The sequence below is a fragment of the Burkholderia sp. BCC0506 genome, from assembly GCF_902833145.1.
In the GTDB taxonomy this organism is placed as follows: Bacteria; Pseudomonadota; Gammaproteobacteria; order Burkholderiales; family Burkholderiaceae; genus Burkholderia.
Genome location: NZ_CADFEN010000021.1, coordinates 1 through 25,793 on the forward strand (window position 1 = coordinate 1; position 25,793 = coordinate 25,793).

The 25,793-nt window shown below is 69.3% G+C and carries 25 protein-coding genes; 18 read left to right on the plus strand and 7 right to left on the minus strand.

The window, feature by feature from the left end; genetic code table 11:
• The first annotated feature begins 231 nt into the window (after window positions 1-231).
• Both HWX62_RS31620 and HWX62_RS31625 read left to right on the plus strand, forming a co-directional pair.
• The gene (locus HWX62_RS31620; RefSeq protein ID WP_175932938.1) at window positions 232-1,104 is read left to right on the plus strand and encodes a LysR family transcriptional regulator; all 873 of its coding nucleotides are present in this window, start codon (window positions 232-234) and stop codon (window positions 1,102-1,104) included.
• A 66-nt stretch (window positions 1,105-1,170) separates the two neighbouring features.
• Window positions 1,171-1,491: a hypothetical protein gene (locus HWX62_RS31625; RefSeq protein ID WP_175932939.1), complete on the plus strand. Its 321-nt coding sequence runs from the start codon at window positions 1,171-1,173 to the stop codon at window positions 1,489-1,491.
• Window positions 1,492-1,522: 31 nt separating this feature from the next.
• On the opposite strand, the gene HWX62_RS31630 is transcribed toward HWX62_RS31625, so the two are convergent.
• On the minus strand, window positions 1,523-2,425 hold the full coding sequence (locus tag HWX62_RS31630) for a LysR family transcriptional regulator (RefSeq protein ID WP_175932940.1): 903 nt from the start codon (window positions 2,423-2,425) through the stop codon (window positions 1,523-1,525).
• Between the two features lie 99 nt (window positions 2,426-2,524).
• Here HWX62_RS31630 and HWX62_RS31635 point away from each other — a divergent pair, with 99 nt between their 5' ends.
• Window positions 2,525-3,502, plus strand: a complete 978-nt coding sequence (locus tag HWX62_RS31635; protein ID WP_175932941.1) for an NAD-dependent epimerase/dehydratase family protein — start codon at window positions 2,525-2,527, stop codon at window positions 3,500-3,502.
• Window positions 3,503-3,853: 351 nt separating this feature from the next.
• Here the strand turns inward: HWX62_RS31635 and HWX62_RS31640 are convergent, their stop codons facing one another.
• The 5 genes from HWX62_RS31640 to HWX62_RS31660 form a co-directional block, all read right to left on the minus strand.
• Complete coding sequence (locus tag HWX62_RS31640; RefSeq protein ID WP_175932942.1) at window positions 3,854-4,555, minus strand: DUF2848 domain-containing protein; 702 nt, start codon at window positions 4,553-4,555, stop codon at window positions 3,854-3,856.
• Between the two features lie 48 nt (window positions 4,556-4,603).
• A complete protein-coding gene (locus HWX62_RS31645) occupies window positions 4,604-5,923 on the minus strand; it encodes an MFS transporter (RefSeq protein WP_175932992.1) in 1,320 nt (439 codons plus the stop codon).
• 58 nt (window positions 5,924-5,981) lie between these two features.
• Entirely contained in the window at window positions 5,982-6,671 is a 690-nt protein-coding gene (locus HWX62_RS31650; protein WP_175932943.1) for a DUF4286 family protein, read from the minus strand.
• A gap of 99 nt (window positions 6,672-6,770) precedes the next feature.
• Window positions 6,771-7,808: a LysR family transcriptional regulator gene (locus HWX62_RS31655; protein ID WP_175932944.1), complete on the minus strand. Its 1,038-nt coding sequence runs from the start codon at window positions 7,806-7,808 to the stop codon at window positions 6,771-6,773.
• Between the two features lie 176 nt (window positions 7,809-7,984).
• Complete coding sequence (locus tag HWX62_RS31660) at window positions 7,985-8,776, minus strand: SDR family oxidoreductase (RefSeq protein ID WP_175985325.1); 792 nt, start codon at window positions 8,774-8,776, stop codon at window positions 7,985-7,987.
• A 438-nt stretch (window positions 8,777-9,214) separates the two neighbouring features.
• Here HWX62_RS31660 and HWX62_RS31665 point away from each other — a divergent pair, with 438 nt between their 5' ends.
• The 13 genes from HWX62_RS31665 to HWX62_RS31725 all read left to right on the plus strand — a co-directional run bounded on the left by HWX62_RS31665 (window position 9,215) and on the right by HWX62_RS31725 (window position 23,064).
• Window positions 9,215-10,093 carry a neutral zinc metallopeptidase gene (locus HWX62_RS31665; RefSeq protein WP_175932946.1) on the plus strand — a complete coding sequence of 293 codons (879 nt, stop codon included), beginning with the start codon at window positions 9,215-9,217 and terminating at the stop codon, window positions 10,091-10,093.
• A gap of 164 nt (window positions 10,094-10,257) precedes the next feature.
• On the plus strand, window positions 10,258-10,998 hold the full coding sequence (locus tag HWX62_RS31670) for a helix-turn-helix transcriptional regulator (RefSeq protein ID WP_175932947.1): 741 nt from the start codon (window positions 10,258-10,260) through the stop codon (window positions 10,996-10,998).
• Between the two features lie 39 nt (window positions 10,999-11,037).
• Window positions 11,038-11,703 carry a hypothetical protein gene (locus tag HWX62_RS31675; protein ID WP_175932948.1) on the plus strand — a complete coding sequence of 222 codons (666 nt, stop codon included), beginning with the start codon at window positions 11,038-11,040 and terminating at the stop codon, window positions 11,701-11,703.
• A 117-nt stretch (window positions 11,704-11,820) separates the two neighbouring features.
• Window positions 11,821-12,018 carry a hypothetical protein gene (locus tag HWX62_RS31680; protein ID WP_175932949.1) on the plus strand — a complete coding sequence of 66 codons (198 nt, stop codon included), beginning with the start codon at window positions 11,821-11,823 and terminating at the stop codon, window positions 12,016-12,018.
• A gap of 212 nt (window positions 12,019-12,230) precedes the next feature.
• Complete coding sequence (locus HWX62_RS31685) at window positions 12,231-13,733, plus strand: aldehyde dehydrogenase family protein (RefSeq protein ID WP_175932950.1); 1,503 nt, start codon at window positions 12,231-12,233, stop codon at window positions 13,731-13,733.
• 52 nt (window positions 13,734-13,785) lie between these two features.
• Window positions 13,786-15,126 (plus strand): aspartate aminotransferase family protein, encoded by a 1,341-nt coding sequence (locus HWX62_RS31690; protein ID WP_175932951.1) that lies wholly within the window; start codon window positions 13,786-13,788, stop codon window positions 15,124-15,126.
• Window positions 15,127-15,371: 245 nt separating this feature from the next.
• Complete coding sequence (locus HWX62_RS31695) at window positions 15,372-16,874, plus strand: APC family permease (protein WP_175932952.1); 1,503 nt, start codon at window positions 15,372-15,374, stop codon at window positions 16,872-16,874.
• Window positions 16,871-17,455, plus strand: coding sequence for a DUF3156 family protein (locus HWX62_RS31700; RefSeq protein ID WP_175932953.1), 585 nt, complete (start codon window positions 16,871-16,873; stop codon window positions 17,453-17,455). The genes HWX62_RS31695 and HWX62_RS31700 overlap by 4 nt, the downstream gene beginning before the upstream one ends.
• 68 nt (window positions 17,456-17,523) lie before the next feature.
• Window positions 17,524-18,462, plus strand: coding sequence for a helix-turn-helix domain-containing protein (locus tag HWX62_RS31705; RefSeq protein WP_175932954.1), 939 nt, complete (start codon window positions 17,524-17,526; stop codon window positions 18,460-18,462).
• 161 nt (window positions 18,463-18,623) lie between these two features.
• Window positions 18,624-19,835, plus strand: coding sequence for a porin (locus tag HWX62_RS31710; protein ID WP_175932955.1), 1,212 nt, complete (start codon window positions 18,624-18,626; stop codon window positions 19,833-19,835).
• A gap of 229 nt (window positions 19,836-20,064) precedes the next feature.
• On the plus strand, window positions 20,065-21,303 hold the full coding sequence (locus tag HWX62_RS31715; protein ID WP_175932956.1) for an ABC transporter substrate-binding protein: 1,239 nt from the start codon (window positions 20,065-20,067) through the stop codon (window positions 21,301-21,303).
• A 34-nt stretch (window positions 21,304-21,337) separates the two neighbouring features.
• Window positions 21,338-22,207, plus strand: a complete 870-nt coding sequence (locus HWX62_RS31720) for a sugar ABC transporter permease (RefSeq protein WP_175932957.1) — start codon at window positions 21,338-21,340, stop codon at window positions 22,205-22,207.
• Complete coding sequence (locus HWX62_RS31725; RefSeq protein WP_175932958.1) at window positions 22,204-23,064, plus strand: carbohydrate ABC transporter permease; 861 nt, start codon at window positions 22,204-22,206, stop codon at window positions 23,062-23,064. Before HWX62_RS31720 ends, HWX62_RS31725 begins: the two co-directional genes overlap by 4 nt.
• Before the next feature lie 32 nt (window positions 23,065-23,096).
• Here HWX62_RS31725 and HWX62_RS31730 read toward each other — a convergent pair whose 3' ends face one another.
• Window positions 23,097-24,119 carry a LacI family DNA-binding transcriptional regulator gene (locus HWX62_RS31730; RefSeq protein ID WP_175932959.1) on the minus strand — a complete coding sequence of 341 codons (1,023 nt, stop codon included), beginning with the start codon at window positions 24,117-24,119 and terminating at the stop codon, window positions 23,097-23,099.
• Between the two features lie 6 nt (window positions 24,120-24,125).
• On the opposite strand from HWX62_RS31730, the gene HWX62_RS31735 reads away from it, so the two are divergent.
• Window positions 24,126-25,046, plus strand: coding sequence for a phosphatidylinositol-specific phospholipase C (locus HWX62_RS31735; RefSeq protein WP_175932960.1), 921 nt, complete (start codon window positions 24,126-24,128; stop codon window positions 25,044-25,046).
• 206 nt (window positions 25,047-25,252) lie between these two features.
• The gene (locus HWX62_RS31740; protein WP_175932961.1) at window positions 25,253-25,780 is read left to right on the plus strand and encodes a GNAT family N-acetyltransferase; all 528 of its coding nucleotides are present in this window, start codon (window positions 25,253-25,255) and stop codon (window positions 25,778-25,780) included.
• Window positions 25,781-25,793: the final 13 nt, after the last annotated feature.

Below are 25,793 nucleotides of genomic sequence, written 5' to 3' on the forward strand. Positions count from 1 at the left end.
TCAGGTGGTCGTTCAGCATCGCTGACCAAGTTAACAGCTTGCCGCTTTGTTTACAACTCCAACCCTAAAAACAAAAATGCCGTTCAGTTCTTAACTGAACGGCATTAGGGCCCGATAGCCGAATGACGCAGGCGGGCCGTTGATCCCTTATTCTCTATATCGCCTATGGTTCGGAAAAGCGGGAAAGAGTGGTAGCATCCATCGGGTTATTCGATGGATGGAGGATTCGCGATGCGCGGTTTCGATCTGGACCAGTTGCGCACGTTCGCGGCGGTGGCGGACGCCGGCAGCCTGACGGCTGCCGCGCCGCTGCTGCACCTGTCGCAATCGACCGTCAGCGAGCAGGTGCGCAAGCTCGAATCGCGCGCGGGCGTGCCGCTGTTCGTGCGCAGCAAGCGCGGCGTCGAACCGACGCCGGCCGGCTCGCGGCTGCTGCAGCACGCACGGCGCATCGTCGCGCTGAACGAGGCCGCGTTCGACGAGCTGCGCGGGCAGGCGATCAAGGGCGAGCTGCGCGTCGCGATCACCGACTACTACCGGACGAATGAAGTGGCGGGCATGCTGGCGCGGCTGCGGGAGTGCTACCCGCAGTTGAGCCTGCACGTGAGCGCGATGAAGAGCGCGGAGATCGAAGCGGCGCACGCGCGCGGGCAGATCGATCTCGGCGTCGTGATGAACATGTCGAGCGGGCCGTTCCGGCCGGCGTCGGCCGATACGCGCTGGGTGCTGCGGCGCGAACCGCTGTCGTGGGTCGCGTCGCCCGCGCTCGCCGAGCAGTTGCCCGAGCCGCTGCCGCTGGTGCTGCTGCCGGACGACTGCATGATGCATCAGGTCGCGGTGCGCTCGCTCGACGAGCAGCACACGCCGTACGTGCTCGTGCACAGCGCGTCGGGCGTCGCCGGGTTGCAGTCGATGCTCGCGGCGGGGCTCGGGGTCGGCTGCCTGTGCGCGTCGGCGATCGGCGACGGCCTGATGCGGCTCGGCACGAAGTACCGGCTGCCGCCGTTGCCCGACGCGGTGTTTTCGCTGACGCCGCCGCTGCCGGGCGAACGCGAGACCGTCACCCAGGCGCGCGAGGTGCTGTCGCGCCAACTGCTGATGTAACGGTAGAACCATGCCGCGGGTTGCGCGGCGGCGCGTAATCGAGAGGCGCGCCAGGGGGCCACAGGCATGAACGACGAACTGAAGAACGACATGGCCGCGAAGCTGCAGCACGCGCTGGAGCGCGTGGTCGACGAGCGTTCGCTGATTCACTTCCTGCGCGTGCTCGGCCATGACTGGCGAACGGAGCGGCAGCTCGAGGCCGATGCGCCGCTGTCGCCGTACGCCCACGCGGCGCTCGGCTGGGAGAACCGCTCGATCGGCGAGTACCTGGAAGCGATGATCGACTGGGCCGAGGCGTCGGAAGAGGGGCTGCGCTTCTATCACGTGCCCGACAACCCGTGGCGGCGCATCGCGGACATCCTGTTCGCCGGGAAAGGCTACGAATAGCGCGGCCCGCGCGATTCGCACGCGCCGCTTTCTACTCGGCGGCTTCCCCGTCCGCATACGCCCGCAGCCCATTGGCCAGTGCATCGAACACGGCCCGGCAGCGCGGGCTCGCGCGCAGATCCTCGTGCATCACGACCCAGGTTTCCAGCCGCACCGCGGGGCCATCGGGCAGCACGCGCACGAGCCGCGCGTCGCGTTTCGCGAGTGCCGTCTGGCAGAAGCCGATCCCGTAGCCGGCACGGATCATCGCGAGCTGCGCGAGATTGCTGTCGGTGCGCAGCGCGAACGCGTCGCGCTTCCACAGCGGCATGCCGCGCCCCGCGGAGCGGATGAACGGCGTGACCGTATCGAAGCCGATCAGCGCGTGATGCGCGAGCGCGTCGGTCGTCGCGGGCGCGCCGTGGTGCGCCAGGTAATCGTCGCGCGCATAAAGCCCGACCTCGATTTCGCCGACGCGCCGTGCGACGAGCGCGTCCTGCGCGGGCGGCGCCATCCGGACCGCGATGTCGGCCTCGCGCTTGAGCACGTCCTGGATGCGGTCGGTCGGCACCAGTTCGATCACGAGCCCCGGATGGTCGCGCCGCAACCGCGCGAGCATCGGCGGCAGCACCTCGACGGCGATCACGTCGCTGGCCGAGATCCTCACGATGCCGCGCACGCCGGCGCCGTGGCTGGCCGCTGCGCGCTCGAACGCGGCGGCCGCGCTGCGCAGCGCCTCCGCATGGCCGCGCAGCGCGAGCGCGGCCTCGGTCGGCAGCAGGCCCGACGGCGAGCGCGTAAACAGCGTCTGGCCGAACGCGGCTTCGAGCGCCGCGACATGGCGGCCGGCCGTCGGCTGCGTGATGCCGAGCGCGCGCGCCGCGCCGGACAACGAGCCTTCCGTCAGCACCGCGAGGAAGGTGCGGTAGCGTTCCCAGTTCAGATCGGTGGTCATGCATAAATGTATAGCCGATCAGCCAGGCCAGGCAATTCCTTGATAACGACCGGCGCGCGAGAATGCAGCTCACGATGGTTCCGGTCAAGGAGAGCGGCAATGACGGCAAATGCAGGCGGGACGCAACGGCAGGCACTCGTGCTCGGCGCGAGCGGCGGGATCGGCGGGGAAGTGGCGCGGCAGTTGCGCGATGCGGGCTGGCAGGTGCGCGCGCTCAAGCGCGGGCTCGATGCCGAAGTCGTGGAGCGCGACGGCATTGAATGGATGCGCGGCGACGCGCTGGATCGCGATGCGGTGGTGCGCGCCGCGCGCGGCTGCGGCGTGATCGTGCATGCGGTGAACCCGCCCGGATACCGGAACTGGGCCACGCAGGTGCTGCCGATGATCGACAACACGATCGCGGCGGCGCGCGCCGCGCAGGCAACCGTCGTGCTGCCGGGCACGGTCTACAACTTCGGCGCCGATGCGTTTCCGATGCTGCGGGAAGACGCGCCGCAGCATCCGGCCACCCGCAAGGGCGCGATCCGCGTCGAACTGGAGCGGCGGCTGCAGGACGCCGGCGCGCACGGCGTACGGGCGATCGTCGTGCGCGCCGGCGATTTCTTCGGGCCGCAGCTCGGCAACAGCTGGTTCTCGCAGGGGCTGATCAAGCCGGGGCGCCCGGTCGCGGCCATCAGCGTGCCGAGCCGCGGCGTCGGCCATCAATGGGCGTATGTGCCGGACGTGGCCCGCACGATGGTCGAGCTGATCGAGCGGCGCGCGACGCTGGAGCCGTTCGCGCGGTTCCATCTGGGCGGGCATTGGGATGAAGACGGCATGCAGATGGCGCTGGCCGTGCAACGCGTCGCGCAGCGGCACGGCATGCGGCCGGTGCTGCGCGATTTTCCGTGGTGGCTCGTTTGGGCGGCCGCGCCGTTCGTCACGACGCTGCGCGAATTGCTCGAGATGCGATACCTGTGGCGCGAACCGATCCGGATGGACAACGCGCGCGTGACCGCGGTGCTCGGCCGCGAGCCGGTGACGCCGCTCGATACGGCGGTGGAGGCGACGCTGGACGGGCTCGGGTGTCTCGGGTGAGCGACGGCGGGCAGCACAGGCCGCGCTCGCGTGCGGAAACGAGCAACGCCGACCCGCAGAGGCCCCGGGACCACAATTCTCCACATACCCGCGTGCGTCCGATGCGCATCATGTCGGTCGATGCCGATAACGCGAAAACGGGGGCGCGATGGGGTACTTCGGATGGAAAATGTCGGTCGCGGGAGCGCTCATGTTCACGTTGAGCGGATGTACCAACCTGGCAGGCGTGCTGTATTGCGGTAACTCGCAGTTCAACTTTCCGGACTACCACTGCTTCGAGTCGTACCGGTAGGCACAGGCGCGCGACTGAAATCGGTCGTGCGCGGGGCCCGTGCGGTTTTCCGCTCGCCGTCAAGCCACGACCGGCAACACCTCGACTGCATAGCGATGCACGAGGCTGCGGCCGAGCACCGGATCGTGCAGCTCCATCTCGAATGCATCGCCGTCGCCCATCGCGGCAATCGCGCCATGCACGGCGACGGTCCCGCCATACATCGCGCAGCGCGCGGGCATCGTGCGGCGCGCGTCGAACCGCTGCCACAGCGCGTCGGGCGCGAGCAGGCCGCTGACCGCGCCGTGCTGGTACGCCTGCCGTTCGCCGTCGCGCGCAATCAACCACGAACGCATCTCGAGCGCGTCCCAGTGATCGGCGACATCCGCGTAACGCCACGCATCGCGACCGAGCGGCTTCGCGCATACCTGCTTGGATACGGCGACGCCGTACACTTCGACTTCGCGATCCGTGTGATCGGAGCCGACCGTGACGAGCGTGCCGGCCGGGCTGTCGATCAGCACGCATTCGATCTCGCCGCCCGAGCGCGCGCCGAGCACGCCGATCGACGGCGCCTGCGTGAGCAGCGCGGACGACACGCGATAGAAGCACGGCGTGGCTGAAGGCGGCGCGACGCCGAGCGCGGCGAGTTCGTCGATGTGCGCCTGGATCGCGGCCGGGTCGCGGCCGGCCCAGCCGGCGATCACGACGCGTTCGATGTCGACGTCGACGGTGGCCGGCGCGCGTTGCCGGGAAATCACGTTGAACGACAGGATTGGCATGCGGCTGTCCATTTGAAGTGCGAAGGAAGAGTGGGCCGGCGGCGGCGCTCAATCCTCGAGCGGCCGGTGCGCGGTCTCGCGCGCGGCGACGAGCGCGACCGACGTGACGACGAGCGCGGCGGTGACGTACAGCGACACGGCCGTCGTCGTGCCCGTCTGCCGGAACAGCGCGGCGATCACGAGCGGCGCGAAGCCGCCGCCGACGATGCCGGCGAGCGTGTACGCCAGCGACGCGCCCGCGTAGCGCACGCGCGTCGGGAACTGTTCGGTCACGAACGCGCCCTGCGGGCCGTACATCACCGCATGGATTACGAGGCCGATCGCGACGGCCGCGACGATCGCCGCGGGGCGCGCCGAATCGAGCAGCGCGAAGAACACGAACGCCCACGCGATGCCGGCAATCGCGCCGGCGAGATACACGGGCCGGCGGCCGAAACGGTCCGACAGCGCACCGAAGAACGGCACCGCGAGCGCGTTGCAGGCCGTGCCGATCATCACGGCCGTCAGCGCGACGGGGCGCGACAGGTGCAGCACGGTCGTCACGTAGGTCAGCGTGAACACGACGATCAGCGCATACAGCACGTCCGAGCCGATTCGCGAGCCGCCCGCGATCAACAGGCGCTTCCAGTGGTACTTCAGCACGTCGGCGACGGGCACGTCGGCGGTCGCGTGCGATTCGGCGAGCTGCTCGAACTGCGGCGTTTCGTCGACGCCGCGCCGCAGCCAGAAGCCGAACACGACGAGCAGCGCGCTGGCCGCGAACGGCAAGCGCCAGCCCCACGACAGGAAGGCGTCGGACGTGGTCGACAGCGTGACGAGCGCGATGCAGCCGGTGCCGAGCAGCGTGCCGAACGACGGGCCGATCTGCGTCCACGACGCCGACAGCCCACGCCGTTTCTGGTCGCCGTGCTCGACCGACAGCAGCACCGCGCCGGCCCATTCGCCGCCGAGCGCGACGCCCTGCACGAAGCGCAGCGCGACGAGCAGGATCGGGCTCAGGATGCCGGCCTGCGCGTAGGTCGGCAGCGCACCCATCAGCGCGGTCGTCACGCCCATCAGCACGAGCGTGAGCATCAGCACCGCGCGGCGGCCGATGCGATCGCCGAGGTTGCCGAACACGAAGCCGCCGAGCGGGCGCGACACGTAGCCGACCGCGTAGGTCGAGAACGCGAGGATCGTGCCGGCCAGCGGATCGACCGACGGGAAGAACAGATGGTTGAAAACGAGCGCGGCGAGCGTGTTGTAGATCGTGAAGTCGTACCACTCGAGCGACGTGCCGATCATGCTCGCGGTCGCGAGTCGGCTGTTGCGGACGCGGCGGGGCGCGTGGGCGGCGGGCTGGACGAGAGTGCTCATGGTATCGGGCAGGTCGTGACGGATGACGGGATGAAGCGCGGGGCCGGCGTCGGGCGTCGGCGTCGAGCGTTCAGGCAGGCAGCGCGGTAGCGGCGGCCGGTTCGGCTTCGGCGTCGCGTCGCCGGGCCGGCAGCGGTGCGGCGGCGCGCCACAGCAGGTCGAAGGTGCGCACGTCGTCGTGTCCGGCGAGCGCGGCGGCGACGCGGCGCGTGGCCGTTGCGTCGCTGCCCTCGATCAGCACCAGCGCATCGGCGGCCGGGCGCGCGGCTGCTGCGGCACCGATCGGCGCGGAGAGATCGGGTGATGTGCGAAAGAGCCGCGCGGCGTGGATGCCCGGTTCCCGCAGCGCGGCGTCGAAGCGCTCGCGCAGATGCGGTACGTCGATGCGATCCGGCGGCAGCACGAACAGCGCGAGATGCGCGCCTTCGCCGTCGCCGGCCTCGATCGTCAGTTCGCCGACCCGCCGCTGCGTGCCCGTCATGCGCTCGAAGTTCGCGAGCGACCAAGCGGTCTGCTGCGTGAACGCGCGCCGGTACGCGTCGCCGCGGAACACGTCGAGCGCGTCCGTCACGTACAGCGCGAGGTATCGGCGCGGGCCGCCGTCGGTCGCGCGAAACCGCCGCGCATGCGTGAAGCCGGGAATCGCGACACGCTCCTGCATGTGCTCGCGGTCGTACCACGCGTTGAAATCGGCTTCGTGCGCGGGGTCGATATCCGTCCAGACGCAAAGCTGGCCGTGCGGAAGGGAAAGGCGGGTCATCGCGGGGTTCCTCGTGACGGGTGTGTCAGGAACCGCAGTGTCCCGAAGACGGGCCGCGCCCGTCCAACAAGAAAACAAATTCGCGGTGAACAGGTTTTCTTATGAGTGGCGCGGGCGGCGTTTCGCGGCGGATACGGCGGGCGATGCGGCTTTCGCCGCGCGCTTCGTTGTCGCCGGCGTGGTCGGCCTTGCCCCGGCCGCCTTGCGTGTGGGCGTTGCGTCGATGCGGTCGGCGGCGGCCGGCTTCGCGAGGTGCGCGGCGGCGGCCGTCGTACGCGCGGCTTCGCTCGCGAGTTCCGCGATGCGCGCGGCGACCGGCAGCCCCTGGCTGCGGTACGTCGCGACGAGCGGCAGCGCGGGGAATTCGGGCTCGACGTCGAGCAGTTCGAGCGTGCCTTCGTGCAGCTCTCGCCCGATGATCGCCGGCGGCAGCGCGGCCACGCCGAAGCCGTCGGCGACGAGGCGGATCATCGCGGCGACCGACGTGATGCAGTTGATGCTGGCCGGCCGTTCGACCGCCGCGAACAGCCGCTCGATCGTCGCATGCGGCCCCGAGTGGCGCGAGAAGCTGATGATCGGAAACGCGGCCAGGCGCGCGACGTCGAGCGCCTGGCCGCCGAGCCCGAGGCGCGGGCTCGCCACCCAGCGCACCGGGAATTCGCACAGCGGCAGGTTCGTGAAGTCCGGCCCCGGCACCGCGTCGGTCTGCAGGATCAGGTCGACGCCGTCGGTGCTGAGCAGGCGAATCAGGTGCAGCGTCGTGTCGCTCGTGATTTCGACGTCGAGGCGCGGATAGCGCTCGCGCAGTTGCGCCATCAGTGCGGGGAACCAACTGTGCACGATCGATTCGATCACGCCGATCCGGATCAGCCCCGCATCGCTCGCGGCGTCGATGTCGCGCCGCATTTCGCCGTCGAGCCGCACGATCCGCTCCGCGTAGGCCAGCATGCGCCGGCCCGCGGGCGTGAGCGTGGCCGAGCGCGTGTTGCGGTCGAACAGGCGCACGTCGAACGCTTCCTCGAGCGAGGCGATGCGGCTCGACACGGCGGCCTGCGTCGTGTGCAGTTTTTCGGCCGTGAGCCGGAAGTTTTCCAGCTTCGCGAGCCAGACGAAGGTTTCCAGGAACCGGATGTTCATCGAATTCGGAACGGTGGGGCAATGCCGGGGGAAGCGGCGGGACCGGTCGATGGTAGCGGATTTCCGGAGCGGGAAACGCCCCCGCGACGCCGCGCGTGCCACGGGGTGGGCCCGGGCGGCCCGATGCTGACAGGCTGCCCGCTCGACGTGCGACGCGGGCGGCGTGCCTGTTTGCGTCAAAGCCGGTCGAACGCGAGCGTCGGCACGTCGACGACCGTGGCGCCGCCGTCCGCGACGAGCGTCGCGCCGGTCACGAACGATGCGTCCGGCGATGCCAGGAACGCACAGACGGCCGCGATCTCGTCGGGATCGGCCGCGCGCCGCAGCGGCACGTCGGCGCTCACGCGGGCGTACGCACCGTCGAGCGCATCGCCGTGCGCGGCCATCAGCGGCTCCATTTCCGCATCGGCCATCGGCGTGCGGACCCAGCCCGGGCACACGGCGTTCGCCCGCACGCCATGCGGGCCGTAGTCGCGCGCGAGCGATCGCGCCAGCCCGAGCAGCGCGTGCTTGCCGACCGTGTAGCCGCATACGCCCGGCCCCGCCGCGAGCGCAGCGATCGACGCGACTAGCACGATATTGCCGCGCTGCGCGATCAGGTCCGGCAGGCACGCACGCGTGCTGACGAATGCGGTGTCGAGGTTCGCGTGCATCGCATCGCGCCACTGCGCGTCGCCCGTTTCGTCCGCGCGGCCGAGCCCGTGGCCGCCCGCGCAGGCGACGAGCGCGTCGACGCGGCCGAAGCGTTCGGCGATGCGCGGCAGGAACCCGGCCCAGTCGGCGGGGCGGGCGGCGTCGCCGGCCAGCGCGAGGCCGCCCGTTTCGGCAGCCAGCGCGTCGAGTGGCGCCCGGCGGCGGCCGATCAGCACGACGCAGTCGCCGCGACGGGCGAAGCGGCGCGCGCAGGCGGCGCCGATGCCGGTGCCTGCGCCGGTGATCGCGATCGTGCGGGGTTGAGCGTGCGTCATGTCGTTCTCCGGAAAGGGGCGTTCCGGCCACTTTAGGCGCCGTCGGCGCGCGCCGGTATCCGCCGAATGGATGAACGCGGGTCGTCCGGACGGCCGCGCGCAGGGCGGCCGTGGCCCATTTTGCAAAGGCTGACGATGTCCGCCGCCGAATCGCTCTATCCTCCATATTTTTGGGATAAGCCACGAAAGCCCGGCAAAATAGCGCGGGCGGACCCGCGGCGCGTCGGCCTCCCGATTCCATCGTACGAATCGCGCGGCCAGCAAGGGCGCGGCCAGCCAAGGCGCGGCCGGCAATGGCACGGCACGCGGGATCGGCGCGAGCGGATGCCTGATCGGCTCGGTCCGGCGTCCGCCGACGGATCATGTCGCCACGGCGTATCGCCCGGTTGCGCGCTGGCGCGGCCGGACCATCGACACAAGAACAGGGAGGGGCCGGCAATGAGGCTGGACGACGAAAGAGAAAGCATGAACGTCGAGGATCGCCGCGGCGCCGGCGGGTTCGGCGGCGGGCGCGCGACGATCGGCATCGGCACGATCGTGGTCGCGCTGGCCGCATCGTATTTCTTCGGGATCGACCCGCGCGTCGTGCTCGAAGGCGCGTCGGCGCTGCAGGGCCGCCAGCAGCAGGCGCAGCCCGCGCCGACCCAGCACCAGGGCGCGCCGGCGAACGATCCCGGCGCGGTGTTCACGCGCAAGGTGCTCGGCAATATCGAACGCACGTGGACGGACGTGTTCAATACCCAGTTGCACGCGCAGTACCAACCGCCGAAGCTCGTGATGTTCACGAATTCGACGCCGACCGCGTGCGGCACCGGCCAGACCGCGATGGGGCCGTTCTACTGCCCGGGCGACCGCAACGTGTATATCGATCTCGGCTTCTACGACGAACTGCGCAGGCGATTCGGCGCGGGCGGCGATTTCGCGCAGGCCTACGTGATCGCGCACGAAGTCGGCCATCACGTGCAGAACCTGCTCGGCATTTCCGACAAGGTCGACGCCGCGCGCAGGCGGTCGAGCCAGGCGCGCTCGAACGCGCTGTCGGTGCGGATGGAACTGCAGGCCGACTGCTTCGCCGGCGTGTGGGCGAACAACGCGCAGCGCGCGAACCAGCGGCTGATGGAGCCGGGCGATTTCGAGCAGGGGCTGAAGGCCGCCGCGGCGATCGGCGACGACCGGCTGCAGCAGCAAGGGCAGGGCTACGTCGTGCCCGAAAGCTTCACGCACGGCACGAGCGAGCAGCGCGTGTACTGGCTGCGGCGCGGGATGGAGTCGGGCGAGGTGAGCGCCTGCGACACGTTCGCCGCGAACGCGCGCTGAAACGAGGCGCGCGCACCGTCGCGCGCTTGTATCGTCCCGGCTGAACCGGCCACCCCGGCCGGCCCGGGACGATTTGCCGATTTGTGCTCACCGGCGCTTTTCGGCGCCGGTAGGCTGGCCGGGACTTCGACGTTCGATGTCGTCCATCCGCCAGCCGATTCCCCATGCCGACCTCATCCGTTTCCGCCGACCACGATGCCGCCGACTGGCAACGCGTGCTGCGCGCGTGCGTCGATGCGTTCGACGCGTTCGCGAGCCCGTCGGCGATCGTGTTCTACCGGCTCGACCAGAGCGGCGAGCCGGCCGATTTCGAGCTGTTCGGAATGCCGGAATCGATGCACCGCACCTATGTCGCCCGCTACCGGATGCTCGATCCGCTGCATCCGTCGCGTTGCGCGGCGGGCGACTGCGCGGTCGTCACGCTCGCGTCCCAATTACCTGACGAAAGACGCGCGGCGTCAGCGTACTGGACCCGTTTTCTGCGTCGGCACGACGTGGCCGACGTCGTCGAGATCTGGCTGCGCGACGCGGGCCGCACGGTCGGCGCGTTCTCGCTGCTGCGCTTCGGTATGGGCGACGCGCACGGCAACGGCACGGCAGCACGGTTCGTACCCGGCGAAATCGACGCGCTCGCGCGGCTGCAGCCGGTCGCCGAAGCGGCGCTGGGCCCGCTGCTGCGCGCGCGGCGCGGCATCCATCGAATCGGTTGCGAGGCGCGGCTGACCTACCGCGAGGAGCAGATCGCGCGACTCGTGCGCGACGGCCGCTCGAACAAGGAGATCGCGCGCGATCTCGCGCTCGGGCCACCGACGATCAAGACCCACCTGATGCGCATGTACCGCAAGCTCGGCGTGTCGAATCGCACGGAGCTGGTCGGGGCGTTGTTCCTGTCATCTGATGGATAATCGCGATCCGAACATTGCCCCTTTCGCGATCGCGGATTCATGAATACCAAAGCGCTGCTGGCCGTGCTGCTCGTCTTGTCGAGTTTCGCTGCCTCGACCTTCGCACAGGAATGGGCGCCGGCTTCCTGTTTCGTGCTGCAACCGACCCGGATGGCCCTGGAAGACGCCGGCGAAGCGGGCGCCTATCCGGGAGGCGGGTGGCTCGGACTGACCTCGAACGGGAACCATTGGATGCTCGCCTCCGCACGCGTTCGCTTCGAACCGGTGCAGCCCGACGGAGGCATCGTCGATATCCAGTCCAACCCGAGACGAGCGGTCGCGCTGTTTCGTTGCAAGTCGCTCCGACCGGGCAAGGTCGACGCGGTAAACCTGGCGTTCCCGACCGACGGAAGGGTGATCGATCCCGGCGTCAGCACATTGCGTTTCCGTTTTCACGGCCGCCAGTACGGAATCCGTCACACGGTATCCGGTGCGGTGATCGCCGAAGGCGACGGCAGGCGATCCGTTCTGCATGACTTCGGCGGCAGCACACCGCCGTTCCGCGCGACGCTGATCTGGGCGGGCGATCTCGATCGCGACGGCCGGCCGGACTTCCTGATGAGGTTCGAAAGTGAGATTGGCGCCAGCTTCTGCCTGTTCATATCGGGCCGCGCGGGGAAAGACGGACTGGTCGGGCCCGCGAGCTGCCTGGACGTCAGCGGCTGACGGTCACGAGACGGGCGGCGCGCTATTCCTGTAATCGTCTTGCTCGCCGGCCCGCGACATCGTGCAGTATCATGCGCGATCGTCGTCTCGACAACCATCCGGGAAAGGGCCGAAAACATGGACGTCGCGATCCTTGCCGCTTCGCTGTTGGTCATCGCGTTGAGCATTGCGCTGCCGATTTTCATCATCAGAACCGTCAGAAGCGGGATCTACGACTCGCTGTACTTCCTGATCCCGCTTGCGCTCGGCGTTTATTGGCTGGACTACCAGGCGTACGACTTCCTCGTAGCGATGGGGCACGGTTTCAGAAACTGACGATTCGATGACCGGGCGTCGGTCCGGCATCCCAACCCCAGCTGTCCCGGCCGACCACCCGCGTCGCCCGCCCGCCGGGTCCGAACCCCGCAACCTTGCGCCACGCGCTGCCAATTTGCGCTCACCCGGCGCGATCTCCCGTCGATACAGTGGTCCGACGCCCGCGTGCCTCACAGGCACGCGGCCTAGCCACGACAATCAACGAGACGCCCATGAGCAACACGACCTTCGTCGCCGTCAGCGACACCGTGCGCACTTTCGTCGCGCGCGATTTCGGCCTCTTCATCGACGGAGCGATGCAGCCCGCGCACGCCCCGGCGCGCCTCGACGTGTACGACCCCGCCACGGGCGAGCGGCTCGCGACCGTCGCCGATGCCGACGCCCACGACGTCGACCGCGCGGTCGCCAGCGCGAAACACGCGTTCGACGCGCGCGTCTGGAGCGGGCTGCGGCCGGCCGACCGCGAGCGCATCCTGCTGAAACTCGCGGACCTGATCGAAGCCGACGCCGAAACGCTCGCGCAGCTCGAGACGCTGAACCAGGGCAAGTCGATTCACGTGTCGCGCGCGATCGAAGTCGGCGCGAGCGTCGAATACGTGCGCTACATGGCCGGTTGGGCGACCAAGATCACCGGCCAGACGCTCGACGTGTCGATCCCGTTCCCGCCCGGCGCGCGCTATACGGCCTATACGCGCAAGGAACCCGTGGGCGTGGTCGCCGCGATCGTGCCGTGGAATTTCCCGCTGATGATCGCGGTGTGGAAGCTGATTCCCGCGCTCGCGGCCGGCTGCACGATCGTGCTGAAGCCGTCGCCGGAAACGCCGCTCACCGCGCTGCGCCTCGCCGAGCTCGCGCTTGAAGCCGGCGTGCCGCCCGGCGTGTTCAACGTCGTCACGGGCGGCCGCGTGTGCGGCGCGGCGCTCGCGAGCCATCCGTCGATCGCGAAGATCTCGTTCACCGGGTCGACCGCGACCGGCAAGCTGGTCGGCGCGGCGGCCGTGCAGAACATGACGCGCTTCTCGCTGGAGCTCGGCGGCAAGAACCCGATCGTGATGCTCGACGACGTCGACGTCGCGCAGGCGCTCGACGGGGTGGCCGCCGGCGCGTTCTTCAACCAGGGGCAGGTGTGCGCGGCCGCGTCGCGCATCTATGTGCATCGCAGCAAGTTCGCGCAGCTCGCCGACGGCCTCGCGGGCGTCGCACGGTCGATGAAGCTCGGCGCGGGCCTCGACACCACCGCGCAGATCAACCCGCTCGTGTCCGCGCACCATCGCGACAAGGTGGTCCAGCACATCGAGGGCGCGCGCCGCGCGGGCCTCGCGTTCCTTGCGGGCGGCACGCCGGCCGACGATCTGCCCGGCTATTACGTGAAGCCGGCCGTGATTGCCGATCCGCACCCGGACAGCGCGATCGTGCGCGACGAGGTGTTCGGCCCGGTGATCGTCGTCGTGCCGTTCGACGACGCGGCCGACGCGGTGCGCCTCGCGAACGCGTCGCCGTACGGCCTCGCCGCGAGCATCTGGAGCAACGACCTGAAGCGCGTGATGAACCTCGTGCCGCAGATCGAGGCCGGCACCGTGTGGGTGAACTGCCATATCCCGCTCGATCCGTCGATGCCGTTCGGCGGCTACAAGCAATCGGGCATCGGCCGCGAATTCGGCCAGTACGCGATCGAAGGCTTCACCGAAACCAAATCCGTGTGCATCGCGCACTGACGCGCGGGCCCATCCCACAACCGCAAACACCGATCCGAAAGTGGAGATTGCAATGAGCTACAACGAAGCGAAGTTCTGGCACCCGATGCTGCACCCGAACGAAATGAAACAGCGCAAGCCGATCCGCATCGTTCGCGGCGACGGCTGCTACGTGTTCGACGAAACCGGCAAGCAACTGGTCGACGGCGTCGCGGGCCTGTGGAACGTGAACGTCGGCCATAACCGCCGGGAAGTGAAGGACGCGATCGTGCGCCAGCTCGACGAACTCGAGTACTTCCAGCTGTTCGACGGCATCTCGCATCCGCGCGCCGAGGAGCTGTCGAAGACGGTGATCGACCTGCTGGAGCCGGAAGGGATGCGCCGCGTGCTGTACAGCTCGGGCGGCTCCGACTCGATCGAAACCGCGCTGAAGATCGCGCGCCAGTACTGGAAGGTGCGCGGCCAGGCCGATCGCACGAAGTTCATCTCGCTGAAGCAGGGGTATCACGGCACGCACTTCGGCGGCGCGTCGGTGAACGGCAACACGGTGTTTCGCCGCAACTATGAGCCGAACCTGCCAGGCTGCTTCCACGTCGAGACGCCGTGGCTGTACCGCAACCCGTTCACGCAGGATCCCGAAGAACTCGGCCGGATCTGCGCGGAAATGCTGGAGCGCGAGATCCAGTTCCAGAGCCCGGACACCGTCGCCGCGTTCATCGCGGAGCCGATCCAGGGCGCGGGCGGCGTGATCGTGCCGCCGGCCAACTACTGGCCGCTGGTGCGAGAAGTGTGCGACCGCTACGGCGTGCTGCTGATCGCCGACGAAGTCGTGACCGGCTTCGGCCGTAGCGGCAGCCTGTTCGGCAGCCGCGGCTGGGGCGTGCGCCCGGACATCATGTGTCTCGCGAAGGGGATTTCGTCCGGCTACGTGCCGCTCGGCGCGACGGTCGTGAACGCGCGGATCGAGGACGCGTTCGCCGCGAATGCCGATTTCGGCGGGGCGATCATGCACGGCTACACGTACGCGGGCCACCCGGTCGCCTGCGCGGCCGCGATCGCGAGCCTCGACATCGTCGTGAAGGAAGACCTGCCGGCGAATGCGGCGAAGCAGGGCGCGTATCTGCTCGAAGCGCTGCAGCCGTTCGCGGAACGCTTCGCGGCGGTCGGCGAGGTGCGCGGCAAGGGGCTGATGCTCGCGCTCGACCTCGTCGCGAACAAGGACACGCGCGAGCCGATCGATCCGCTGTCCGGCTATGCGAATGCGGTCGCGGAAGTCGCGCGCGAAAACGGCGTGCTGGTGCGCCCGGTCGGCACGAAGATCATCCTGTCGCCGCCGCTCGTGATCCAGCGCGAACAGCTCGACCGGATCGTCGACGCACTCGCGGCCGGCTTCGAGGCCGTACCGTTCGCATGACGGCGTGACCGCGTGACCGCATCACGGCAAACCCGCGGCGGAGGGTAAACGCCATCGCGGGTTTGCCGATTTGCGCTATGACCGCATTATTTTGCCTGCGTATTTTTTCGACATCGGGTCACGGTGTGACTGACACGGGGTCCGGGATCGCAGCGTTCAAGCGCCGCCCCGGGCCGATCGCAAGGCAACGTGGCCGCAGCCGCCGACGCACCGCGGATTCAGGCCAGCAACGCAAGGAGACAACGATGTCGGGATGGTCGGGAGTGACCGGCGCCGCGGGCGATACGCCCGCCGGCTCGCCGGCTGAAGCGGGCGGCGGCACCGCATTGAAGGCCGGTGCGGTCGGTTTCCCGACCGCGCTGGCGAGCGCCGTCGGCCTCATCATGGCGAGCCCGGTGATCCTCACCGCGACGTCGGGCTTCGGGATGGGCGGCTGGGCGTTCGCGGTCGCGATGATCATCGCGTTCGTGATGATGCAGGCGCAGGCCACCACGTTCTCCGAAGCCGCGGCGATGCTGCCGACGGCCGGTTCGGTTTACGATTACCTGTCGTGCGGGCTCGGCCGCTTCTGGGCGATCACCGGCACGATTTCCGCGTATTTCCTCGTGCACGTGTTCGCCGGCACGGCGGAGACGATCCTGAGCGGCATCATGGCGCTCGTGAACTTCGAATCGCTGAACGCCGCGTTCGAGAAGCACAACAGCTCGTGGCTCGTCGGCGTCGGCCTCGTGGTCACGTTCGCGATCACCAACATCGTCGGCATCAAGGTGTTCAGCAAGCTCGAGATCGTGCTGACGGCCGGCATGTGGCTGTCGCTGATGATCTTCGGGATCCTCGGCCTCGCGGCCGCGCCCGCCGTGCATCTCGACGGCTGGTTCGGCGGCTCGGAGGTCGGCACGTCGGTGCCGGCCGTGCTGTCGCTGGTCGGGATGGCGATGTTCATGTTCGTCGGCTGCGAGTTCGTCACGCCGCTCGCGCCGGAAATGAAGGCGCCGGGCCGCACGATCCCGCGCGCGATGGCGCTCGGCCTCGTCGGCGTCGCGATCTGCATGTTCTTGTACGGCGCGGCAATCCGCCGGCAGGTCGCGAACGTGCCGGTGAGCGCCGACGGCCTCACGCACCTGCTCGACACGCCGGGCGCGATTCCCGCGTTCGCGCTGCAGGTGCTCGGGCCGTTCGGCCGCGTGTGGTTCGGCATCGCGTTCCTGTGCGCGGGCGCCGCGACGATCAACACGCTGATGGCCGGGCTGCCGCGCATCCTGTACGGGATGGCGATCGACGGCGCGCTGCCGCGCTGCTTCGCGTATCTGCATCCGCGCTTCAGGACGCCGGTGGTCGGCATCGTCGCGTCGGCGATCGTGCCGATCTTCCATGCGTGGCTGATCAACGGCAACCTCGACAGCATCCTGCACCTCGTGCTCGCCGCGACCTGCGCGTGGGGCACCGCGTACCTGCTCGTGACCGCGTCGGTCGTGATGCTGCGCATCCGGCGGCCCGACCTGCCGCGTCCGTACCGTTCGCCGTGGTTCCCGCTGCCGCAGATCGTGTCGAGCGTCGGCATCGTGCTCGCGATCTGGTACATCACGCCGCCCGGCATGAACGCGCGCGACATCTACGTGCCGTTCGGCGCGATGCTCGGGCTCACCGCGCTGTACGCGCTGTTCTGGACGCTCGTCGTGCAGCGCCGGCATCCGTTCAGGCCGGTACCGGTCGAGGACGTGCTGCGCAACGAGCACGTCGCGCCGTGAAGGCCGCGCTTGCGGGGTGGCGCGCGGCGCCCGATGCGCCGCCGCCCGGCCATCGGCCCGGCACGATCGCCGCGCGCGTGCTCGCCGACCTGCGGGCCGTGCGCGAGGCCGACGATGTCGACGGCGCCGCGCGGTTGCCGAACGGTGTGCGGGTGAGCATCGACGAGCGCATCGAGCGCCAGTTCCTGATGCATACCGTCAGCGTGGAGGTGAGGGCGGCAGCGAGCGGCCCGGCGGCGCAGGGCGGCGCGCGCGTGCGGCAGACCGGCTGGCTGCGCCGCACCGGCGTCGATACCGCGCCCGTACCCGGATGCGACCCCGTGTTCCTCGACACGCTGGCCACGCTGCTCGCGGAGCCGTTGCTGGCCGACGCACTGCGGCCGCTGCATCTGACGGACTGCACGATCGAGGCGCGCGACGGCCGCTGGACGCTCGCGATCGTGCCGTTCGGCGGCAGCGAGATCGTGAACCGGATGCCGTCGTTTCGTCGCTATGTCAGGCTGATCGACGAGCAGGCCGCGGCGCTGTCGGCGGCCTGCCTGGCGTTCGAAACCGCACTACGCAGAATTTTGCGAGGGTAAGCTGTGGCGATGCGCGCCGTGCGAACGGCGGCCGCGTCCAGGACCCGAGGGTTTTACCGGAGATGCCGATGCTGTTCCAGTCACGCTCACACGAAGACGTGCACGATCACGGGCTCGCGATCGCGGGCTGGCATCAGGTCTACCGTCAGATGACGCCCGGCCGCTTCAAGGGCACCGTCACGCAGGTGCTGTACGACGATTTCCACTTCTTCCGGGAAACCACCAACCGGCGCGTCGCGCAAACCGGTCTCGCGCCGGTCGGACGCACGTCGCTCGCGGTGCCGCTGTCCGTGCCGCTTGCGGGCACGTTCCAGGGGCAGCCGGTCGACGGCTATGCGCTGCTCGCGCTGCGCGCCGGCGAGGATTTCGAATTCCATACGCCGGAAGGGATGGGGCTCGTCGGGATCAGCGCGGCGTCCGACATGGTCGACGAGCTGTGCGAAGCCGAATTCGGCGCAGCGGGCGCGCGCCGGCTGCGGCACGTGACGCGGCTGTCCGACGCGCAAGGCGTCGCGCTCGGCGCGCGGCTGTCGGCGCTGATCGACGATGCCCAGCGCAACCCCGGCTGCCTCGAGCACGCGGCGACCCGCAAGATGTTTCGCGACGCGATGCTCGGCATGTTCCTCGACGCGCTCGAACAGGGCATCGGCGTCGAGCGCCGCGACATCACGCACGCCACCTACAGCGATATCGTGAGCCGCTGCGAGAAGCACCTGCGCGACCGGCCCGAAGAACCCGTCACCGTGCTCGAACTGTGCCGCGCGCTGCGCTGCAGCCGCCGCACGCTGCAAACGAGCTTCCAGCGCGTGGCCGACGTCACGCCGGTCGGCTACTTGCGCACGATCCGGCTGAACGCGGTGCGCCGCCTGCTGCGCACGACGTCGGCGCGTCAACTCGGCGTCGGCGAAGCCGCCGCGAGCTGGGGCTTCACGCATCTCGGCTATTTCGCGCGCGAGTATCGCGACCTGTTCGGCGAGCTGCCGTCGCAAACCTTGCGTCCCGAATGACCGTCTCGCGCCGCGACGTCGCCGTCGCGTGTCGCCCGTCCTCGTCACCATTTGCTGATTTGGGATAGAGGTTCGGAATTTTCGCTGGATAAAGTCCTGCCACCCATATCGACAACGCCATCGGTTTGCACTGCGAATCGATGATCACAGAGGGGCGGGACATGAAGAACGGACGACGACTGGCCGCGGCCGCGGCCATGCTGGGTTGCGCGCATGCGGCGCACGCGCAGACTTCGGGAAGCGTGACGCTGTACGGCACCGTGGATACCGGCATCATCTATTCGACGAACCAGCAGTTCACGCGCGCCGACGGCAGCACGGGCGGCGGCCATGCGTGGCAGATGGGCGGCGGCAACCTCGTGCCGTCCCGCTTCGGCTTCCAGGGCGCCGAGCCGCTCGGCGGCGGCCTCGACGCGGTGTTCACGCTCGAGCAGCAGTTCCTGTCGGCGAACGGGCAGGCGCTGCAGGGCGGCACCGCATTCAGCCGGCAGGCATGGGTCGGGCTGCGCCGGGACGGGATCGGCACGCTCGGCCTCGGCCGCCAATACGATTCGTACACCGACATGCTCGGCGCGTACGTGTCGAGCAACAACTGGGCGACGCCGTACGGCTCGCATCTCGGCGACGTCGACAACCTGAACGCCGCGTTCAACTTCAACAACGCGGTGAAGTTCACCAGCGCCGATTTCAACGGCCTCACGTTCGGCGGCACGTTCAGCTTCGGCGGGCAGGCCGGCGATTTCTCCGCGAAGCGCGGTTATGCGGTCGCCGCGACGTACACGCGCGCGCCGGTGGCCTTCTCGGTCGGCTACCTCGACCTGCACCAGCCGCTCGACGCGGCGCTCGGCGGCGCGAGCGGCTATATCGGCGATTTCGCGTGCAGCAACCCGGGCGCGATGTACTGCCTGCTGCAGGATGCCGGCTCGATGCGTGCGTTCGGCGCGGCCGGCTCGGTCGCGCTCGGCCCGGCGACGGTCGCGCTCACTTACACGCATACGCGGCTCGGCGACAGCCGCTACTTCTCGAGCGCCGCGCAGCCGCGCACGCAGGCGTTCACGTTCGACATCGGCGAGCTGAACGTCACGTACATGTTCACGCCGGCACTGCAAGGCGGCGTCGCGTATATCTTCAACGCCGCGCATACGGACGGGCGCGGCACGACGCGGTTCCACCAGGTGAACGTCGGCGCGAACTACAGCCTGTCGAAGCGCACCGCGCTGTACGCGGTCGCGATCGGCCAGCTCGCGAGCGGCACGGGGCTCGGCACCGATGCGAACGGCAACGCGGCGAACTATGCGCAGATCCCGGTGCTCGCGAACAGCAATTCGAGCCGGCAACTGGCGGTGATGGCCGGCATTCGTGTGAACTTCTGATCTGTCGGGGAGATCCGGTCAGGGAGCCGGGAAGGCCGGGCCGGCGGCAAGGATGACCACGCGGGGCGGCGCAGTCGGGCGGATCGGCGCCGCCGCCGCCGCGTGCCACAAATTCTTAACGATCGGCGTGAACAATGGCGTTCGCTTCAGGCGGCCAGCCGCATCTGCCGCGTTGCACACGTGTGCAACGCCTGGCCGCCCCGCCACCACGCCGATCGAGAGAGACCACATGACCTTGCTGAGCCGCCTGCGCGCGCTGTCCGCCGCCGTTGCGCTGTCCTTCGCCGCCACGCACGCCGTGGCGGCCGATCTCGTCGTCGCAGGCCGCGACGACATCTACGGCAAGGGGCTCGCCGACGCCGTCGCCGGCTTCAACAAGCTGCATCCGGGCACCGAGATCGAGCTGCTCAAGCTGCCGAACGCGAACCTGTACCAGAAGCTGAAGCTGTCGATGCGCGAAGGCACCGGCGCGTACGATCTCGTGATGATGGACGACACGTGGGCGCCCGAATTCATCGGCAACGGCTGGCTGAAGCCGCTGCCGGCGTCGCTCGCGGACGCCGATCTCGTGCCGTCCGCCGTCGCGCTCGGCCGCAACGCGGCCGGCGCGCTGTACGCGCTGCCGATCGTCGGCAACGTCGAGATGTTCGCGTACCGCAAGGATCTGCTCGCGAAGTACAACCTGCAACCGCCGCGCAACTGGGACGACGTGCTGAAGATCGCACAGACCGTCGGCGGCGCGGACAAGAGCGTGTCGGGTGTCGTGTTTCGCGGCACGAAGGGCAACCCGGTCGTCACGGGCTTCCTGCCGATCCTGTGGGCGTACGGCGGCGACGTGTTCGACCGCGCCGGCAACGTGACGATCGATTCGCGCGAGGCGCAGGCCGCCTTGAAGACGTTCCTTGCGCTGAAGGCGTTCGCGCCGAAGGACGTCGACGTGTATGGCGCGGCCGAAGTACGCGATGCGCTGCAACGCGGTACGGCTGCGCAATCGATCGAGGTATGGCCGGCGTGGGTGCCGGCGCTCGACGACGCGAAGCAGTCGCGCGTGGTCGGGCAGATCGCGCTGCAGCCGCCGCCGGGGCAGACCGCGGGCCCGGCGCCGATGCTCGGCATCTGGCAGATGGGGATTCCGAAGGACGCGCCGCACGCGAAGCTCGCGCAGGACTTCCTCGCTTACCTGACCGCCCGCGAGACGCAGACGCGCCTCGCCGGCATCGGTATTCCGCCGACTCGCCGCAGCGTCTTCAACGATCCGGCGCTGGTGCGCCAGTACCGCTGGTATCCCGATCAACTGAAGGCGCTCGAGGCCGGCCGTGCGCGGCCGCGCGTGAAGGACTGGCAGCAGGTCGAGAGCATTCTCGGCGACCAGTTGCAACTCGCGCTGACGGGGCAGGCCGCGCCCGACGCCGCGCTGCGTCAGGCGCAGCAGAAGATCGCGCAGGCGACGGCCGCGGCCGGCAAGTGACCGTGCACGTCGATCCGTCGGCCGGAGCCCGCGCATGAAAGCCTTCGGCCGCAGCCTGCCGTTCGTCGCGCTGCTCGGCCCGGCGCTGCTCGTGCTCGCCGCACTCGCGCTGTATCCGGTCGCGCAGGTGCTGATCGACTCGTTCTGCCGGGTCGATTACTCGGCCGGCAGCCGCGCGTTCGCGGGGCTTGCGAACTATCGCGCGGTGCTCGGCGACGACGCATTCGTGGCCGGCTTCGGCAACACGCTGCGCTTCACGATCGTCGCATCGCTCGCCGAAGTCGCGCTCGGCTTCGGCCTCGCGCTGCTGTTCGTGCGCGCGTTTCCGGGCCGGCGCCTCGCGCTGCCGCTCGCGATCCTGCCGATGATGCTGTCCACGCTCGTGTGCTCGGCGATTTGGCGCAACTGGCTGAACTTCGACGGGTTCCTGAACGCGCTGCTCGCGGCGTTCGGCATCGACGGCGTGCGCTGGCTGTCCGATCCGCACCTCGCGCTGTGGTCGCTCGCGCTCGTCGACGTGTGGCAGTGGACGCCGATGGCGTTCCTGATCGTGCTGGCCGGGCTGCAGTCGATCCCGCAGGAACTGTACGAAGCCGCGCGCACCGACGGCGCGAGCGAGTGGCAGTGCCTGCGCGACCTCACGCTGCCGCTCGCGGCGCCGCAGATCGGCCTCGCGCTGCTGCTGCGCTCGATCGATACGTTCAAGCTGTTCGACAAGGTCTACGCGCTGACGGGCGGCGGCCCCGGCAATGCGACGCAGACGCTGTCGACCTACATCTACGACACGGGCTTTCGCTTCTTCAACGTCGGGCCGGCGAGTGCCGCGTCGGTGCTGATGCTCGCGGCGTCCGCGCTGCTGGTCTCGGGGTACGTATGGCAAACGGTTCGCAAGCGGCGCGCATGACGACGCAATCGGTGAGCATTTCCCGCGCACGATCCGGCGCTGCATTCGGTCACGCGGTGCCGTGGGCGCTGCGCGTCGTCGCGCTCGCGCTGTTGCTGCTGCCGTGCCTGTGGATGGCCGGCGCGGCCTTCATGCCGACGCTCGAACGCCTCGATCATCCGTTGCGGATCTGGCCGGCCGCGCCGACCTTCGAGCATTTCGCGTCGGTGTGGTCCAACGGGATCGGCGCGCCGCTGTTCAATTCGCTGCTGGTCGGCTTCGGCACGACGCTGCTCGCGCTGGCGCTCGCATTTCCGGCCGCGTATGCGCTCGTGCGGCTGCGATTCCCGGCGCGGCTCGACCTGCTGTTCCTGGTGCTCGTGCTGGCGCTGAAGCTGATGCCGCCGATCACGATCGCGGTGCCGCTGTTCGCGCTCGCGAAGCGGCTGCACCTGCTCGATTCGACGCTCGGCCTGATGCTCGCGTACCAGATCTACGCGCTGCCGATGGCGATCTGGATGCTGCTCGCATTCGTGCGCGACGTGCCGATCGAATACGAGGAAGCGGCGTGCATCGACGGCGCGGGGCGCGCGCGGCGGCTCGTGCAGATCGTGCTGCCGCTGTGCGCGCCGGGGCTGATCGCGACCGCGATCTTCGTGTTCATCGCCGCCTGGAACGAATTCCTGATCGCGCTGCTGTTCGTGTCGACGCCGAGCCGCTTCACGTTGCCGCTCGCGATTGCCGGCTACGTGACGGAGAACGGGATCGACTGGGGCGACCTGATGAGCGCGGGGCTGATGGCGTCGCTGCCCACGCTCGCCGTGGCCGGCTATGTGCAGCGCTACCTGTTGCGCGGGTTCGCGGGCGGGTTGAAGTGACGCGCGGCGTCGCCGCGCCCCGCCCTGCATCGTCACGCGCAACTGTTTCGTACCACCTGCGTGACCGGCACGACGCGCGTGCGGGATGGACCGTCGAACGTCTGCATCCGGTCGGCGAGCAGGTCGACTGCCGCATGCGCGAGGCCGCGCGTGTCTTGTCGCTGCGTCGTCAGCCGATACGCGTCGTATTCGGCAGCGGGGATGTCGTCGAAGCCGATCACGCGCAGGTCGTCCGGCACGCGCAAGCCGAATTCGCGGCGCGCGACGTCGATCACGCCGAGCGCGAGCAGGTCGGACGAGCAGAACACGCCGTCGGGCCGCTCGCCGGTCGCGAACAGTTGCCGCGCGGCGTCGATCCCGCTGGCATGCGTGTCGGATGGCGTGTCGAGCACGCGTACGAGCGTCGCATCGCGTGCATCGCGTGGCCCGATCGCGTGCTCGAACGCCGCGGCGCGCGACCGCGCGCTATAGCTCGCGCCGCGCGGCCCGACGAACGCGAGCCGGCGCGCACCCGCCCGCACGAGCCGCTGCGCGGCGTGGGCGGCGCCCGCGGCATTGTCGCTGACGACCACATCGGCGCCCGGCAGGTTCGCTTCGCGGTTGATCATCACGACCGGGATCCGGTGTTCGAGATACCGCTGCGCGACCGACAGCGGCGGCGATGCGGAAGTCATCACGAGGCCCGCGATCCGGTAGCTGAGCAGTCGTTCGAGCGATTGCCGGATCTGGCGCGGATCTTCCGCATTGGTCACGAGCGGCGTGAGCGCGCGCTGCCCGAGCGCGGCCATCAGGTCCGACAGCAGCCGCGCGCGGAACGGGTTCTCGAACCCGGCCGTCACGACGCCGATCATGCTGCTGCGCTGCGTGATCATGTCGCGCGCGATCAGGTTCACCTGGTAGCCCAGCGCACGCGCGGCGACCATCACGCGTTCGCGCGTTTGCGGCGCGATGCTTGCCGTCGGCGAGAACGCGCGCGACACTGCCGAGCGCGAGACGCCGGCCCGCGCCGCGACATCCGACGCCGTCACCCACGGTTTTCTTTCCTTGTCATTCATCGATTCATGATCCCTTCGCGCCACGATACGTGCATGCCGCCTGCCGACTGGATGTCGGCGCTCGACGACGCGCGGCCGCTGCATACGCTGACCCTACCGGGCAGCCATGACACCTGTGCGTATACGGTCGACGATCCGTTGGTGCGCACGCAGCGTGCGCCGCTCGATGCGCAGCTCGCGCATGGCGTGCGGCTGCTCGACATCCGCTGCCGGCACGTGCGCGATGCGTTCGACATCCATCACGGCGGCATCGCGCTCGGCATGACGTTCGAAGACGTGCTGGCCGCCTGTACGCGTTTTCTCGATGCGCATCCGCGCGAATGCATCGTGATGTCGGTGAAGGACGAGTGGCCGGCGCACGCGTGCACGCGCGGTTTCGATGCGACGTTCGATGCGCATCGCGCGCGGCATCCGCGGCTGCGCTGGCATGCCGGCGGCACGCTGCCGACGCTCGGCGACGTGCGCGGCGCGCTCGTGCTGTTGCGGCGCTTTCGCAGCGGCCGGCCGCTGGGCATCGACCTGACTGCATGGCCCGACAACGCGACGTTTACGATCGACCATCCGGACGGCGCGTTCGTGATCCAGGATGAATATCGCGTGCCGGTGGCCGCATCGATCGCGTGGAAGTGGCGCGCGATCGACGCGCTGCTGACGCATCTGCCGCTGCCGGACAGCGGCCGCTGGGCGCTCAATTTCTGCAGCGGTACGGGGATGGGGGCGAATCCGTCGGTGGTCGCGCACGGCGATGGCCGCGTGCCGGGCATTCATGCGCGGCTGGCCGAGCGCTTGCGCGAGCAACCCGGCCCGTACGGCGCGATGCTGCTCGATTTCTGCGATGACGACGATTGGGCGCTGGTGCGCGCGCTGATCGAATGCAACGACTACACGCCGGAGCAGGGCGTATGGCGCAAGGCGTTTCGCTGTTAGGGGGCGGAGCGTCGCCGGGGACTATCGCGTGGCGAGCGCGGCCACGCTCACGCGGGCGTGCCGGCAGCGACGAGCAGTGCGAAGACGAAGACGGCGAGGGCGGACAACGTCGTGACGGATCTCGTGGATCGGGTATTCGAAACGATACGTATGCAGAGTCGATTATAGTGACGGCCGTTCCACACCGTCTGCGCTGAATTGCCGTCATGCCTGCACCGATCCTGATTCGCCCCGCCACGCGGGAAGACGCGGCCGCGATGGCCGCCGTGGAAGTCGCCGCCGCGCAGCGGTTTCGCGAGATCGGCATGACCGACATCGCCGACGGCGAGCCGACCGATCCGGCTGCCGTGCTCGTGCGGATCGACGACGGCCGCGCGTATGTGGCGGTCGATCCGCAAGGTGCGTGCGTGGGGTTCGCGTTCTACCGGCTGCTCGATGCGCAGCGGTTGTATCTGGAGGAACTCGATGTCGCGCCGTCGCATGCGGGGCAGCGGATCGGCGCGCGCCTGATCGAGCGGATCATGACGCGCGCCGCGCAAGACGGCATCGCTCAGGTCGTGCTGTCGACGTTTCGCGACGCGCCGTGGAACGCGCCTTATTACGCGCGCGTCGGTTTCCGGATCATCGACGACGCAACGCTCGACGACGCGCTGCACGCGATCCGCGCGCACCACGTCGCGCTCGGTCTCGACGAAACGCGGCGCGTGTTCATGTGCGCGGACGTGCGCGCCTGAACACGCGCCGCGC